The following is a 15,956-nucleotide window of genomic DNA, read 5'->3' as shown; positions in this document are numbered from 1 at the left end:
AACACGTTTACTTGTAGCAACTTACAGCAGATTCGAAAATCTCGATCGCTTGTTATATTCTGGGGGTATGAAAGAGGGGGTGTTCAATAGGGTTAGCTGGCCGTTATGTTCATCGCTGGTCGCGGTGTGCGCGCTTGGCGGAGCGAGCTTATCGAGTGACAAAGGCCGTCGCATGCCGATGGCTTGCGCTTGCTCTTCGAGCACTTCTCCCCAAATTGCCCAGCTCTTGTGCACGGCTGCCAAGGAAGCGGGCAAAAACAGCATTTAACGACTTCTACAGACAAATTAGCGTCGGCAGTAAGTAGTTATCTGGCAACAGTTTTGGCGCACGGCTGAGCGGAATGCTAGCGGCGGCAGGGATTGGCACAGAAGGTGCGATTCCGCCGGGCCTTGGGTCTTTACCCATTGGGTTTTCGTCCCCAAGGCGGTTTCCTGGTTTCTAAGTATTGGGATATAGGGGGTTCTTTACGTGAGTGGTAGCACAGCGCGCATGCAGGCCATTGCGGCCGTTACGGGTTACAAGCCGGTCAGTCTGCCGGTCAATTTCAAAGCCGATTCGTCGAAGGATGCCTATGGCGCCAACGTCTTCGGTCTGGCAGAGATGCAAAAGCGTCTGCCCAAGCCGGTCTTCAAATCTTTGAAGAAGACCATCGAGACTGGCTCGCAGCTCGACAACAGCGTGGCCGACGTCGTCGCCGGCGCGATGCGCGATTGGGCGATCGAAAACGGCGCCACGCACTACGCTCACGTGTTCCACCCGCTCACCGGTTTGACCGCCGAAAAGCACGACAGCTTCCTCTCGCCCGACGGCAAGGGTGGCACGGTCGCTGAGTTCACCGGCAAGCAGCTGATCCAAGGCGAACCGGACGCCTCGAGCTTTCCGAGCGGCGGCATTCGTGCCACGTTCGAAGCCCGTGGTTACACGGCTTGGGATGTGACCAGCCCGGCTTACATTCTGGAAAATCCGAACGGCACGACGCTCTGCATTCCGACCTGCTTCGTCAGCTGGACCGGCGAAGCGCTCGACAAGAAGACGCCGCTCCTCCGCTCGAACAAGGCGCTCAACGCGCAAGCTCAGCGCATCTTGAAGCTGTTCGGCCACAAGGACCCGACCATCGTGTCGTCGTCGGCTGGTGCGGAACAGGAATACTTCCTGATCGACCGCAACTTCTTCTACGCTCGCCCCGACCTGCTCAACGCCGGTCGCACGCTGTTCGGCGCCAAGCCGCCGAAGGGTCAGGAATTCGAAGATCAATACTTCGGCCACATTCCGGATCGCGTGCTGGCCTGCATGCTGGAAACCGAACGCGAACTGTTCAAGCTCGGCATTCCGGTGAAGACCCGCCACAACGAAGTGGCTCCTTCGCAGTACGAAATCGCGCCGGTCTATGAAGACGCCAACGTCGCGACCGATCACCAACAGCTGGTGATGCTGACCTTGAAGAAGGTCGCGCAGAAGTACGGCATGGAATGCTTGCTGCACGAAAAGCCGTTCGCCGGCATCAACGGCTCGGGCAAGCACTTGAACTGGTCGCTCGGCAACTCGACGCAAGGCAACTTGCTCGAACCAGGCGATAATCCGCACGACAACATGCAGTTCCTCGTCTTTGCCGGCGCCGTCATTCGCGCTGTGCACAAGTTCGGCGGTCTGCTCCGGGCTGTCGTCGCCACGGCGAACAACGATCACCGTCTGGGTGCTAACGAAGCTCCTCCGGCGATCATCTCGATCTTCCTCGGCTCGCAATTGGCCGACGTGTTCGAGCAGATTCAAAAGGGTGGCGCGAAGACCAGCAAGGCCGCTGGCACGCTGACCGTGGGTGTCGATACGTTGCCGGTCCTGCCGAAGGACGCTGGCGATCGTAACCGCACCAGCCCGTTCGCCTTCACCGGCAACAAGTTCGAGTTCCGCGCGGTCGGTTCGAGCCAATCGATTGGTGGCCCGCTGGTTGCCCTCAATTCGATCGTGGCTGAATCGCTCGATTACATCGCCACGGAATTGGAAAAGGCCACGGGCGGCGACTCCAGCAAGCTGGCTGGCGCCGTGCAAAAGGTGCTGCAAGACATTGTGACCAAGCATGGCGCGGTCGTGTTCAACGGCGACGGTTACTCGCAGGCCTGGCACAACGAAGCCGAGTCGCGCGGGCTGCTGAACCTGAAGACGACGGTCGATGCTCTGCCACAGATCACCAATCCAGAAGTGGTCGCGCTGTTTGAGAAGTACGGTGTGCTCTCGCCGCGGGAAACTGCTTCGCGCCAGGACATCTATCTCGAACAGTACGTGAAGACGGTGCTGACCGAAGCCCGCCTCACGCTCGAGATCGCCAAGACGATGATCTTCCCAGCCGCGGTTCGCTATCAAAGCGAACTGGCCACGACCTGCACCAATCTGAAGGTGCTCGGTTACAGCTTCGACACCGACACGCTCGACAAACTGACCAAGCTCGTCAAGGGCTTGCAGGATTCGGCGAGTGCGCTCGACAAGACGCTGAGCCATCACAGCGGCGGTCTGCTCGAAGAAGCCAAGCACATCTGCACGGCTGTTCTTCCTGGCATGCTGAAGGTTCGCGAATTCGCCGACGAGCTCGAAGGCATGGTTGCCGACGACCTCTGGCCGTTGCCGACCTATCAAGAAATGCTGTTCATCAAGTAGTCTGATTCCGTCTGTACTCAGACTCCTCTAACAGGGATCGCATCGGCCGCGGGCAAATCTCCTCGATTGCCCGCCTGCCGATTCGGAACGGATTCCACCTAACAAATCACGAGCGGAAGGTCCTTTTAATAGGCCTTCCGCTCGTGTTGTTTGGATGTTTGATTTTCAGTGTCGAGCTGAAGGTATGATGGACTCCTCCTCGCCTCGGTACTCCGGGGAGAGGGTTGGGGTGAGGGGCTAGTGCCGCGAGTGGACTTTCCTCATGCAAAAAGGCGAGATTTGCATGCCGGTTCATGATTGGTCGCGCGTCAGCGAAGGGGTATTTCACAGCTTTCACATGGGCTGGGTTGCGCAGATACAGTGCGCATTGAATAATGGTCTGCTCTCCAACGATTGCTACGCAATGATCATGCAGGCCGAAGAAGAGCCTTCGCTTGCGGTTACGGCTCAGATCGCCAATGAATGGCGTGGCGACAGTGTGATTTCCCAAGTCGATGATTTTTCAACTGCCGCGAAATCCACTGAGCACTATGTTCGGCGCCGACGCACGCTGGGAATCCATCTGACGGAAAGCGATCAATTGATTGCGGCGATAGAAATCTTGTCGCCTGGCAATAAGTCAAGTCAGTTCGAGTTTGATGTGCTTTTGTCGCGTCTGCATAACTATTTTGAAATTGGCGTTTCCGTTCTAATCGTTGATCCGCACAAACCAACCAAGCGCGACCCGCAAGGCATTCACGGCGCGATCATCAACACGTTTGACGGCAGCGAATATCAGGCTCCGGCCGACAAGCGACTGACGCTCGTTGCTTACGAATCTGATGCACCGCTCAAAGCCTACATTCAGCCGGCTGCCATCGGTGATGAGCTCATCGACATGCCGCTGTTTTTGGAACGTGGTCGATACGTGAACGTTCCCCTAGAAGCAACTTACCAGGCAGCCTTGCAAGGCATGCCGCGAATCTACAAACAACAACTGACTGCGAGCTGATAGTGACTCCCCGTGAAATTCTCGCTCTCTGCCGTGAAAAGGAAGTCCGGGTCGTCGATCTGCGGCTCGCCGATTTGGCTGGTCGTTGGACTCAGATCAGCGTGCCGGTTAGCCGGCTGGATGAAGATCTGTTCGAAGAAGGAATCGGCTTCGATGGCAGTCAGCTGTGGGGCGGGCCGACGGCGAAAGCCAGCGATTTGATCGCGCTGCCGCAGCCCGACACGGCTTATCTCGATCCCACGGCGGCGATTCCCACTCTGGCCATTCTGTGCAACTTGCAGGACCCGCTCACGCGCGAACCATTCGCCCGCGATCCGCGGCAGATCGCCCAGCGGGCCGAAAATTATCTGCGCAGCACCGGTTTTGCCGATGCCGCGTCGATCGGCGCGAAGGCCCAGTTTTTTGTCTTCGATGAAGCCAGCTTTGCGAACACGGCAACGGCTTCGAGTTGTCAGGTTAGCAGCGCGACCAATCAGGCCGAACTGCATAGCGAAATTCTGCAAGCGCTGAGCGAAGCCGGCTTGCCGGTGGAAGGTGAGCTGCAAGCCAGTTCGCCTTGGCATCCCACGGCCATCGGCCTGGCTCGTCAGCCGATTGTGGCGACAGCCGATGCGCTGCTGACGTACAAGCACATCGTTCGCCAGGTGGCTCGCCGCCGCAACAAGCGAGCGACCTTCATGCCGCAACCGCTGGGCGAAGGACCCGGCTGCGGACTGCACACGCATTTTTCATTCTGGAAGAAAGAGCAATCGATCTTCGCCGGCCATGGCTATGCGGGTCTGAGCGAAATCGGCCTGTATGCGATCGGCGGCGTGCTGCGGCATGCCCCGGCGCTGCTCGCGCTGTGCAATCCAACCACGAACAGTTACAAACGGCTCGCCCCCGGCAGCGCCGGCGAAGCGAAGTGGGGTTACTCGCAGCAGAACCGCACGGCAACGTGCCGCATTCCGGTTTACAACGCGAGTCCCAAGAGCCGGCGGGTTGCGTTTCGCACGCCCGATCCCAGCTGCAATCCGTATCTCGCTTTCGCCGCCATCGTACTCGCCGCGATCGACGGCATTCAATTGAAGTTGCATCCCGGTCAACCGCTCGAGGAACAGCGCAACGGTTCGCGCTCATCCGAGCAAGCCATTCCCGCCACGCTCGACGACGCGCTCTCCGCCCTCGAAGACGATCAGGAGTTTCTGCTCCGCGACGATGTCTTCACACCCGAAGTGCTGCAGACCTGGATCGAGCAAAAACGGCGCACGGAAATTCAACCGCTGCGGCTCCGGCCTCATCCGTTGGAATTCAGCCAGTACTTTGATTGCTGAGTGCTGCTGTTAGCCGGCAACCTACTTCTTGAATGCTCGAATCTCGCGGATCTTTTCCTGCAGCAGCTTCACGCGCTCACGGCGGGCGTCGACATCGATTTCGCGATCGGGACCGCTGATTATTTCAAGCCCCATAAAGCGAGTTTTGGCCAAATCGACGTTGGCCCAGATGACGCCGTATTCCGCGTTTTCTGGTAAGGCATCGGCGTCGTCAACGCTGGTGTCTGCACGCTTACGAAAGCAGACGACTATGATCTCGTCGCCAATTTTTAAATCGGGATAGATGGTAATGATGGATTGCCGATAGGCAATCCGCATACTCGAGCACGTGCCGGGATCAAAGGAACCACTCAACAGAGATTGGGGCTTGAGGCCGGCGATAACCCAAGTGCTTTCGCCGGGTTCGACCTTGGTGACTACGCCGGTGATTGCAATCAAGCTATCCCAGGCCCGCTTGTTAACCGAGTTCACTTCTCCGAGATCCGGCGGACCAATCGCGTGAACGCACGTTTGCGATAACACCAGAAATATGGCCGCCAGTATCGAAGTCTTGATTGCGCGCACAGTCACCTGCCGATGTTCGCTGCTTCACCTCTGTTTGCATCAGGCCTGTTATACGTCAGATCGCTCGCGACGGTTCAACGCTTGCATTTCGCATCACACGGCGGGCAGGGATCGCCCGGAAAGTTGCAGACCGGCGGCTTCGAGCAGTAGCAGTTGGGATACCAGTGCTGGCAAGGGCTCGGCGGGCAGGGGCAGGGTTTGCTGCAGTAAGGTGCACAGACCTTCGGATAGTCGCACGGCGGCGAACAGGGCGCCGGCTTGCAGCAGTAGGGCGCGGTTTGGCAAAAGAAGGGAAACCAACCGCACGAGGTGGCCGGCGCGGTTGGGGCAGCTGCGTTTGCTGGAGTTGGTTCTGCCGCGCGAGCGATGATAGGTGTGCTCGCCACGAGCAGTAGCAGCGTTGTTTGGAGCCAGCGGTTATGAATCTGCATTGCTCATCCTCGTTGATGATCGATCCGGCATACGTTGCAGGCCCCGGGTGCGCCGCTCGTGCAGCGACCCGGGGTTGATGTTGGTGATCCACGGCGGGATCGATTCCTAGTTCGGCGGCGGCATTGGCACGTTGCCGGGTGCATTGCCGGGCATCGGGCCAGCGGGCATTGGTCCACCTGGGGCGGCGTTGCCCCGCGGCAGGTTTTCCGGAATCACTTCCACGGGTCGCAAGCGTTGCGGCATCGGGGCCAGTTGGTCTCGCGGAATGTCCATCATTGGCTGCGTGTTCACGCCGTCGGCGCCGTTGAGCCGAATTTGCCAACCGCCACCGAGCGAGCGGAAGAGGTCGACCAGGTTCGCGGCGACGGCCCCTTCGGCCAGCGCGAGCGAATCTTGTTGCTGCGTGAGGAACAATTCAGCGATGAACAACCGGTCGTAACGTTCGCGGCCTTCCAGGTACAACCGAGCGGTGAGGTCGCGGGCGATGACGGCATTGTCGACACCGATTCGCAGAATGCGGCTCTGCTCTTCGGCGTTCAAGAACCCGGTGATCGCATCTTCCGATTCACGCTGAGCGTTGAGCACTTCCACCTGATAAGCGGTGACGAGTTGCAGGAACAGGGCTTCTTCGGCGTTGGTCGTGTTCCAGATCCGGCCGTAGTTGAGCAGGTTCCAGTTGAACGACGGGCCGACGTTGCCTGCGGTCGCCGTGGGGACGAACAGGTTGTTGAGCTGATTGGCTTGCACGAACAAGTTGCCGTTGATCGTGAAGGCCGGGTACATGGCCGCTTCGGTGATACCGATGCGTTCGCTCTGAGCCGCGGCCAGGCGTTCGGCACGACGGACATCGGGACGGCGGCGAATGAGATCGGCGGGAATACCGACCGCGACTTTCGCCGGCGCTCCGGGAATCGACAGTTCACTGCCGAGCATCTGATCGAGATCCGCTGGCGGCATACCCATCAAAATGCAGAGGCGGTTTTGAGCGCGGCGGAGATCGGTCTTCAGCTGCGGAACATTGGCTTCGGTTTGGGCGAGGTTGGTACGGGCTTGAGCGACGTCGAGCGGGCTGCTCAAACCGCCGTTGGCACGGATCACTTCCTTGTCGTAGGTGACGGTCTGCGAACGGACGTTGGCTTCGGCAAAACGAATGCGCTGCTGTGTGACACGGATGTCGACATAGGCTTGCGCCACATCGCCGAGGAGGATCACGAGCACATCGTCGTAGTCTTCGACGGTCGAATCAAGCTGCGCATCGGCTTGAATGACCGCGCGGCGGAACCGGCCCCAGAAGTCGAGTTCCCAGGCAAACTGGCCACCCGCGGTGTACACGTCGAAGGCCCGCTTGGCGCCTGGCAAACCGCCACCACCACCCGCCGTAATGCCGGTTTCTTTACTGATCTGACGGCGGCTGTAAGAGCCGTACAGCGATTGTTGCTGCGGGAACAGGTTGCCGAATTGAACGGCCCGCCGAGCGCGAGCTTCTTCAATGCGGAAGCCGGCCTGGCGGAGCGTCAGGTTCTGCCGGTGGGCATCCTGAATCAGCATCTCCAGGTACGGATCTTGAAAGACCCGCCACCAATCCCAATAGGGTTCCTGGTAACTGGCCAGCTGTTTGTTCTTGTCGTCGATCCACAACGACTCTACCGGCGCGCCGGGCGTCTGGTAGTTCGGGCCGACCTTGAAGCCGTTCTTCACGTACTCCAAGGGTGCGGTCCGGCAGCCCGTTAGACTGCCGGATGCTCCTGCCAAGAGGATCGTAAGAATCGTGAATATTAAGCGCTGTCGTATGAGTAACATCGGATGCTCTGCTACTGCCTCACGGAACGGTTGTTCCCGAGTTATCGGCCAGAGCAGGGCCCCGCGCGCTGGTTAGAACGCATGTAACGTGGGTGCGGAAAAAACGCTGATCGCAAAGGCGGTACGACCGGAACGTCCCGCACCCCCCGCACGTTTTCTGCAGCGTTTTTCGGCCAAACTGTCGCAATCAGTGGGAGATTCACTACTAGCACCGCGCCCGTACAATCGTCACGGACGGCATGCGCGGAATTCGCCGCGATTAGCTCTTGAGCGGAATCCAGATCTCCATGCCACCCAGACCGGTCGCTGGATTGAATTCTGCCGTGTAACGCTCGATACAATCCTCACCGGTTGCCAGGCCGCAGTCGGGAACCCACTTGCGCCAGATCGTGTCGATGGTTTCCGGCAACTTCGAAACGTGCAGCAGATGCACGAACACCGCATAACGCTGCGCCGCGATCTTCACATAGCTGAAGCCGGCCGGCAGTTGCGACGTATCGCTCACCTCGACGCCCGCGAGATAATCGAATCCGGCCTTCGGTTCGCAGTTCCAACTCACGCCATAAGACATCTGTCCGACTTGTCCCGGCACCTTGCCGAGATATTCACAAAACCGGCCCCACTGCGCCGGAATGTTGACGCGGGTCTCGAACGTATACCGCTCGTTTAATCCCGCGATGAGCAATTCCTTGCCATCTTCGAACCGCGGCATTTCAAGGCCGAGCGTCTTGGCCCGCAGCGCCGCTTCTTGCTCGCGCAGGGCGGGCGTAAACTCTGCGCCAAAATCTTCGGCGGCAAAGACTTGCCGGATCTCGAGTTCGCAGTCTTCGTAATGCGGATTGGGGCAGCGCTTGACCCATTCGATAGCTTCCTCCAGCGACTTCACCTGCCACAACCAAAAGCCGGCGATCAGCTCTTTGGTCTCGGCAAACGGCCCATCGATCACGCTGCGATTCTTCCCCGCAAAGCGGACACGGGCCCCCTTGGAACTCGGGTGCAAACCCTCGCCGGCGAGCATCACGCCGGCCCGCACCAGTTCCTCGTTGTAGTTGCCCATCGCGGTGAGCAACTCCTCGCCGGGCATGACTCCGGCTTCGGAATCCTTGGTAGCTTTGACAATGACCATGACTTTCATGGGATTCTCCGCTTCGTCGTAAGTTGTGCCGGGTACGTTAATCTTTGCCTTCGGGCGGGCGAGGCTCCTGCCGAGCCGTAAAGGTGGATTCACAAAGGGAAACGGCGACTGCATTCGACCGCCGCGGCTCGGCGGCGGGAGCCCGGTGGCGTTTTGATTAGATCAAGATCCCTGCCACGCATGCGGTCATGCAGGTGGCGAGCGCGCCGCAGAGCATGGCTTTCAAACCCAGGCGGGCAAAGTCACCTTGCCGTTCCGGGGCCATCGCGCCGAGGCCGCCGATCTGAATGCCGATGGAACTGAAGTTCGAGAAACCGCAGAGAGCGTAGGTGAGAATGGTGACGCTGCGCGGTTGCACCATCCGCGTGAAATGGATTTGATAGCCTTGGTGTTGCGCTTGCCGCAGCAGTTCGTCGAGCGCCGTCTGATCGGCTGCCATCCATTGCTTCAGTGCGGCATCGACGGTCGTGGGATCGGCTTTGTCTTTCAACTCGCCAGCGACTTGCAGGACGGCCGTGAGTGTCTCGCGGCTATGAAAGATCCAATTGTGATCGCGGGTTTGGGAGACGAGTTCATCGATGGCGCTGCGGTCGACTTGCATCCAGTGCTTCAACGCTTCTTTGATGGTCTCCGGATCAGCATCGGCTGCCAGTTTGCCGGCCGATTTCAGAATCTCGGTGAGCGTGGCTTTGTCGGCGGCAATCCACTCTCCCAGTTGCGTGTATGCCAAGAACTCATTGGCAAAGGTCTTCAAGCCCAGCAGCTGGCCACCTTTGCCGGAGTCGCTCCATTCGATGCCCATCACCCAGGCCAGCGGTGCGAAGAGAGCCCCGAGCGCTTTTTCCATCGACCAATCGGCGGCGTCCTGCCAGCCAGTGACGGCTGCCACGCCATCGCCTGTCATCTGCACACACCAATCGAGCAGCGCGATGAGCGCGAGAAAGGCGATGAGCATCGCAGCGACATTGAGGGCGAGTTTCAAACCATCACTCGCGCCGATGGCGGCTGCTTCGAGCAAGTTGGCGCCGACCGGCGGCGGTTCGATGCGATCGACGCCGAGCGTCGCGGGCTTTTCGGTTTCCGGCAGCATGACTTTCGCCAGCAGCAAACTGGCCGGCGCAGAAATCACCGAGGCAGTTACCAAGTGCCCAGCATCAATGCCATAACTGACAAACGCCGCGAGCACTCCGCCGCTCACTCCGGCGAAACCGCTGACCATCACAGCGTTGAGTTCCGATTGCGTCATGGTTGCCAGGTAGGGCTTGATGACGAGCGGCGCTTCGGTCTGTCCCAGGAAAATGTTCGCACTGGCCGACAGCGTTTCGGCGCCGCTCGTGCCCAGCGTCTTTTGCATGACGAAGGCCATGACCTTGACCATCCACTGCATCGCGCCGATGTAGTAGAGCATCGTCATGAGGCAGGAGAAGAAGACGATCGTCGGCAGCACCTTGAAGGCGAAGAAGTGGTCCTTGAAACTCGCGCCGAAGACGAACGAGCTTCCCTTGTCGGTGAACTCCAGCAGCTTGGTAAAGAAGTCGCCGATCGCGCCGAAGAACAACTGGCCGGGAATGGTCTTGATGGTGATGAAAGCCAGCGCGAATTGCAGGCCGACGCCAAACAGCACCATCCGCCAAGGGAACTTCCCCTTGTGGTTGCTCATCAGCCAGGCCAGCAGGATCATCACAGCAAGACCGAGAAAGCTGATCAGCCTGTCCACGGAACACCCTTTGCGCAAACCCGAGTCGGAGAGGACCGGAATGTGATAGCAGCAATAGTAAGTGAGGGAGAGGCGGGAGGCGAGAGGCGGGAGGCGGGAGGCGGGAGGCGGGAGGCGGGAGGTAGGGGCCAGGAGTCAGGGAGTATCGCGGATTTGTGCCGGACCAAAGTTGTCCGAGCCGGCGTGTCTTTATTTGGCTGAGTGGTGATGGTGATAAAGTGTGATATGGAAGACACGATACTGCTGTCAGTTTTTGTTCTTAAGTCTGGTTTGGCAACGACTTGTGGATGAAATGATTATTTGCATCACCTGTTATATTCTGGGGTATGAAAGGGGGGGGTGGGTTGTTCCAAAATTGCTGGTCACTCCACCGCGCGGGAGTTCCGCAGGCAGAGCGAAACTCCTTTTGCCGTTTCCCCAGTCCCCAGTTCCCAACCCCTAGACACAACCTGCCAGATTTCGTTGACTCTCCACCACCCCGTATCTAGACTGAATTGGACGCCCTTTCGTCGCACCCCTTTTTCGGCCGCGGGAATAACTCGCCGCAGCCGGTCCGAATGGGTCAGGGGTGCGAACTTTTCTACAGGGTGGGGAGGAACCGAGAATGGCAGCAGCATCGTCACGTGAAAGTCAGGGTTTGCAGATCGCGGTCATTATCTTCGCGGTCCTCACCATCGTTCTCGCGGTTACCACCTATGTCTTCTACGCCCAAGCCGAAACGGCCAAGAAGGACGTAGCGACCGCCCAAGCCGCCACCACCGCTAAGGAAAAGGAACGGGCCGCGGTTTTCTATCAAAACCAAGCGCTGAAGTTCGTCATCGGCTACGGCAACATCGATCGTCCGACCGTGATGTCGGCCAAGCCGGTTGCCGGTGATCCAGCCGTGGACGAAATCCTCGCCAAGTTCGACACCGACATGGCTATGTACGCTGCTCAAGTGGGCGAACAAGGAGCCAGCAATTACGTCGTGCTGCCGAACTACCTGCTGGGCATTATCACGAACAAGCAGTTCGCCCAGGTCGATTCCGAAGCCGAGACCCGCCGCGTGCAGGCCAAGAGCGTGCAAGATCTGGCCTCACAAGTCGCCGTCACCAAAGTGGCCGAAGACGCCAAGGCCAAAGCCGAGACCGATCTCAGAGATCAAACCGCGACCTACACCACGGACCGCGCTGCCGCCTTGGCAGAAAAAGACCGCGTCGCCGGTCAGTTGACGGTGAAAGACCAACTGCTGAAGAAGGAACGCGAAGAATCGCAAAAGACCATCGCGACCATCTCCGGCCAGCTGACCACGATGCAAGGTCTCGCCGAAACGATGAAGAAGAAGGTTCTCGATTTCAACAACTCGACGGTCAATCGTTTTGAATCTCCCGATGGCCGCGTGACTCTGGTCAACCAAGCCCAGCGTCTGGTGTGGATCAACCTGGGTCAAAAAGATGGTTTGCAACGGCAGACGACCTTCAGCGTGTTCAACCACGATGAAAACGGCGTCGCTCAAGCCGAACCCAAGGCCCGTTTGGAAGTGGTCCGCATCGTTGGCGATCACTTGGCAGAATGCCGGATTCTGGAAGACAAGCCAGCCAATCCCATTCTGCAGAACGACGTGATCTTCACGCCGGCCTGGTCGCCGGGCGTGGAAGTTCACTTCGCTCTGGTTGGCTTTATGGATATCAATAAGGACAGCGTGAGCGATCGCGAAATGATCCGCAACGTTATCAAGATGAGCGGTGGCATCATCGATGCCGAACTGCAAGACGACGGCACTCGCACGGGCAGCATCAACGTCAACACCCGTTACCTGGTGCTGGGCGAAAAGCCGAACGAACGGTCGGGCACTCGCGTGCTGGCCGAATACAACTTCATGCTCGGCGAAGTGAACAAGTACGGTACCGAGACCATCAACGTTCAGAAGCTGATGTCGATGATGGGCTACAAGCCGGAAGAACGGAAAGTCGAGCTTGGCACGAATGCAGCCAAGAACGAGTTCAAGAAGCGTGGTCCGGGCGGCGCTGCTGCTCCTGCTGGTGGCGGTGTTGCTCCGCCTGCCGCTGGTCCTTCGGGCGTGCCGGGCTTTGGTCCGCCAGCCGCCAATCCGATGGGCGTTCCCATGCCGATGGCTCCGGTTGACGATCCGTTTAAATAACACACTCCCAGCGATTGAAGCCGAGTTTGTGTGAAGCAGCATTACGACTGCATTGTCTTAGGCACGGGCGGCGTAGGTAGCGCCGCCTGTTGGCAACTGAGTCAGCGGGGCGCCGCGGTCTTGGGATTGGATCGCTTTCCTCCAGGCCACGACCGCGGCAGCTCCCACGGCCAAACGCGGATCATTCGGCAGGCTTACTTTGAGCATGCCGACTACGTGCCACTGCTGCTCCGCGCCTACGAGTTGTGGGCCGAGTTGGAACAAACAGTCGGTCAGCAACTATTCGAGCAAGTGGGCCTGCTGCAAATCGGCCCTGACGACGGCGCGGTGATTTCGGGTGTGCTGCATGCAGCGGCGCTCCATCAGCTGCCCGTAGAAACGCTTTCTGCCGCTGAATCGAACCGGCGCTTCCCTGGCTTTCATGTTCCCGAAGCGTTGACCGCCGTCTTTGAACCGCGGGCCGGTCTGCTGCATGTGGAAGCCTGCGTGCGCGCCCATTGCCTGGCTGCCATGACCGCCGGCGCGGAGCTTCTCAGCGGCGTGACGGTTCATGGCTGGGATGCGAAACCGGGTGCAGTGACAGTGCATACCAACCAGGGCGACTTTCACGCGGCCAGGCTGATCGTTACCGCCGGCGCATGGTCGCCGGAGTTGCTCGGTTGTCCGCAGTTGTCGTTGCGTGTGCTGCGGAAACATCTCTATTGGTTCGCCGCGCCGCGGCCAGAGCATCAAGCCAGCGCCGGTGCACCGACCTTCCTCTACGATCTGCCGCACGGCTGCTTTTACGGCTTGCCCAGCATCAACGCAGATGGGTTGAAGTGCGGTGAGCACTCCGGCGGCGAACGAGTGGCCGATCCATTGTCGGATCCGCGTCTGGCCGATGAGCGCGATCAGCAGCGGGTGACCGAGTTTGTTCGCGACTTTCTGCCGGGAGTCGCGCCGCAATTTCACAGCCGCAGCGTGTGCTTCTACACGATGTCGCCCGATGAGCACTTCATCGTCGACCGCCATCCGGAGCATGCCAACGTTTGCTTCGCCGCCGGTCTCTCGGGCCATGGCTTTAAGTTCACGGGAGTCCTCGGCCAGGTCCTCGCCGATTGGACGCTCAGCGGCGCGACGTCGCTGCCAGTGGACTTTCTTTCGGCCAGTCGTCAGGCACTCCGCAGTCGCTGAATAAGAGCAAACGCCGGGAACAGTGGCTATACTGAGGCATTCCCGCCAACTTCCCGCCGAGACAGTTTCTGTGTCGTTCCGCATCGTGTGCTTCCCTATCTCCGTCCTCTGTCTGGCCGTGTGCGCTGCCTGCTCGTTCGCCAGCGCCGCCGAACCGGTTTTCACGACCGACATTCAGCCGATCGTGCGCTCGCGCTGCGTGAAGTGTCACGGCCCAGATGAAAAATCGGCGAACGTCAACTTCGCCACGATCACCGACGACAAATCGGCAGCGCGGCAGCGGAAGCTGTGGCGGAAAGTGGTCGCGCAACTCGAAGCCGGCGCGATGCCCCCCGTCGACGAACCGCAGCTGACTGCAGCGGAAAAAGAGAAGTTGCTGGCCTGGATGAAGAGGGCAATCGAGACCGTCGATTGCAACGACCCCGCCAATCAAGATCCTGGTCCCGCGCTAGTGCGGCGGCTGACGCTCTCGGAATACAACCGCACGGTGCGTGATCTGCTCGGCGTAGAGTTTGACGCGGCATCGGTCGGCATTGCGAACGACGTGAGCGAAGGCAACAGCTTTGGCAATCTCGCCGCCGCGCTCGATATGCCGCCGGCGCTCTTGGAAAAGTACTTTGCCGCTGCCGATCAACTGCTTGATCGGTTGTACGGAGTGGAATTGAGCTCATCAGTCGATGGCAGGATCATCGATCAAGCCCGCGTGAGTCGCGAGCAACTCTTTTCGCTCAAGCCAGGAACCTGGCGGAAGAGTGATTACGAAGTCGCGCCGCCGATGGGGAGCGAGCCGCGCGACGCAGCCCGCGCGCTCATCACGCCGCTAGTTCGCCGCGCTTATCGTGGCCAACAAACCCCAGCCGATGTGGATCGCTTGCTGGCCATCTTCGATCGAGCCACAACGCAGCAAAAGAGCTACGGTGAATCCGTGCGCGTGATGCTGAAGGCCGTTCTCGTTTCGCCGAAGTTTTTGTTTCGGATCGAACAGGATGACGCGACCGCGAAGGGCATCGTGCGGGTGAGCGACGTACAACTGGCCACGCGGTTGTCCTATTTTCTCTGGTCGAGCATGCCGGATGACGAATTGCTGGGGCTGGCTGAGAGTGGTGAACTATCGAAGCCGGAAGTTCAAGAACAGCAAGTCCGGCGCATGCTCGCCGATAAACGAGCCCGGTCGCTGACCGACAACTTCGCGGTCCATTGGCTGCAGATTCATAAGCTGCCTGTCGCGCGACCAAGTACGGAGTTTTTTCCGGAGTTCAACAGCAACATCCGCCAGGCGATGTTCGACGAGACGACGACATTTTTCGATACGCTCCGCCGCGATGATCGCAGCCTGCTCGAACTGCTGAACGCCGACTACACATTTGCCAACGAAGAACTGGCGAAGTATTACGGTCTGGCCGAAGTAAAAGGGAAGGAGTTGCAGCGCGTGCAACTTCCTGCCGGCGATCCGCGCGGCGGCTTGCTCGGCATGGGGAGCATTCTCGCGGTGACTTCGCACACGTCGCGCACCAGCCCCACGATGCGCGGCAAATGGATTCTGGAAGTGATCTTCGGCACGCCGCCGCCACCACCGCCGGCGAACGTCAGTCAGATCAAGGAAGAGACCGACAAGCGTAAGAAAGATGTGCAAACCTTTCGCGAGAAACTCGCCCAACATGCGCACGACACAGCGTGCGCGGCTTGCCATCAAAAGATGGATCCGCTGGGCTTTGCGCTCGACAACTTCAACGCCGTCGGCCGTTGGCGCGACAAGGTTGGCGATCAGCCGATCGACGTCAGCGGCGAACTGCCGACCGGCGAGAAGTTGAACGGCGCCGCCGATCTGAAAAAAGTGATCCTCGCCCGCCAAGATGATTTCGTGCGGAACCTGAGCGAACAGTTGCTGACATACGCGCTCGGCAGGGAACTCGAGGATTTTGACGATTGCCCCGTTCGGCAAATCACCGCACAATTGAAGGTCGACCAGCACCGCTTTTTGTCGCTGGTGCTGCAGATCGTGAAGAGTTATCCGTTCCAACACCGGCGTGCCGCGAACTGA

General features: G+C 59.2%; 10 protein-coding genes. 6 read left to right on the top strand and 4 right to left on the bottom strand.

Translation table 11 applies throughout. The features are described 5' to 3' along the window. The first annotated feature begins 490 nt into the window (after positions 1-490). The 3 genes from M9Q49_RS28785 to M9Q49_RS28775 all read left to right on the top strand — a co-directional run bounded on the left by M9Q49_RS28785 (position 491) and on the right by M9Q49_RS28775 (position 4,954). A complete protein-coding gene (locus tag M9Q49_RS28785) occupies positions 491-2,650 on the top strand; it encodes a glutamine synthetase III family protein (protein WP_254512756.1) in 2,160 nt (719 codons plus the stop codon). Positions 2,651-2,912: 262 nt separating this feature from the next. Next, the gene (locus M9Q49_RS28780) at positions 2,913-3,641 is read left to right on the top strand and encodes a hypothetical protein (protein ID WP_254512755.1); all 729 of its coding nucleotides are present in this window, start codon (positions 2,913-2,915) and stop codon (positions 3,639-3,641) included. A 2-nt stretch (positions 3,642-3,643) separates the two neighbouring features. Further along, positions 3,644-4,954, top strand: coding sequence for a glutamine synthetase beta-grasp domain-containing protein (locus tag M9Q49_RS28775; RefSeq protein ID WP_254512754.1), 1,311 nt, complete (start codon positions 3,644-3,646; stop codon positions 4,952-4,954). 21 nt (positions 4,955-4,975) lie between these two features. Here the strand turns inward: M9Q49_RS28775 and M9Q49_RS28770 are convergent, their stop codons facing one another. The 4 genes from M9Q49_RS28770 to M9Q49_RS28755 form a co-directional block, all read right to left on the bottom strand. Beyond that, positions 4,976-5,425, bottom strand: a complete 450-nt coding sequence (locus tag M9Q49_RS28770) for a hypothetical protein (RefSeq protein WP_254512753.1) — start codon at positions 5,423-5,425, stop codon at positions 4,976-4,978. A 630-nt stretch (positions 5,426-6,055) separates the two neighbouring features. After that, positions 6,056-7,648 (bottom strand): efflux transporter outer membrane subunit, encoded by a 1,593-nt coding sequence (locus M9Q49_RS28765; RefSeq protein WP_254513635.1) that lies wholly within the window; start codon positions 7,646-7,648, stop codon positions 6,056-6,058. Positions 7,649-8,009: 361 nt separating this feature from the next. Then, the gene (locus tag M9Q49_RS28760; RefSeq protein WP_254512752.1) at positions 8,010-8,885 is read right to left on the bottom strand and encodes a GyrI-like domain-containing protein; all 876 of its coding nucleotides are present in this window, start codon (positions 8,883-8,885) and stop codon (positions 8,010-8,012) included. A 157-nt stretch (positions 8,886-9,042) separates the two neighbouring features. Further along, positions 9,043-10,602, bottom strand: coding sequence for a NupC/NupG family nucleoside CNT transporter (locus tag M9Q49_RS28755; RefSeq protein WP_254512751.1), 1,560 nt, complete (start codon positions 10,600-10,602; stop codon positions 9,043-9,045). A 604-nt stretch (positions 10,603-11,206) separates the two neighbouring features. Between M9Q49_RS28755 and M9Q49_RS28750 the strand changes: the two genes are divergently transcribed. The 3 genes from M9Q49_RS28750 to M9Q49_RS28740 all read left to right on the top strand — a co-directional run bounded on the left by M9Q49_RS28750 (position 11,207) and on the right by M9Q49_RS28740 (position 15,956). Continuing rightward, positions 11,207-12,742 carry a hypothetical protein gene (locus M9Q49_RS28750; protein ID WP_254512750.1) on the top strand — a complete coding sequence of 512 codons (1,536 nt, stop codon included), beginning with the start codon at positions 11,207-11,209 and terminating at the stop codon, positions 12,740-12,742. 30 nt (positions 12,743-12,772) lie between these two features. Continuing rightward, the gene (solA, locus tag M9Q49_RS28745; protein ID WP_254512749.1) at positions 12,773-13,915 is read left to right on the top strand and encodes an N-methyl-L-tryptophan oxidase; all 1,143 of its coding nucleotides are present in this window, start codon (positions 12,773-12,775) and stop codon (positions 13,913-13,915) included. A 70-nt stretch (positions 13,916-13,985) separates the two neighbouring features. Then, positions 13,986-15,956, top strand: coding sequence for a DUF1592 domain-containing protein (locus M9Q49_RS28740; RefSeq protein WP_254512748.1), 1,971 nt, complete (start codon positions 13,986-13,988; stop codon positions 15,954-15,956).

Origin of the sequence: Anatilimnocola floriformis, from assembly GCF_024256385.1 — a bacterium.
Classification (GTDB): Bacteria; Planctomycetota; Planctomycetia; order Pirellulales; family Pirellulaceae; genus Anatilimnocola; species Anatilimnocola floriformis.
The sequence above is the reverse complement of the archived record's forward strand: the minus strand, read 5'-3'. Positions and strand labels throughout refer to the sequence as shown.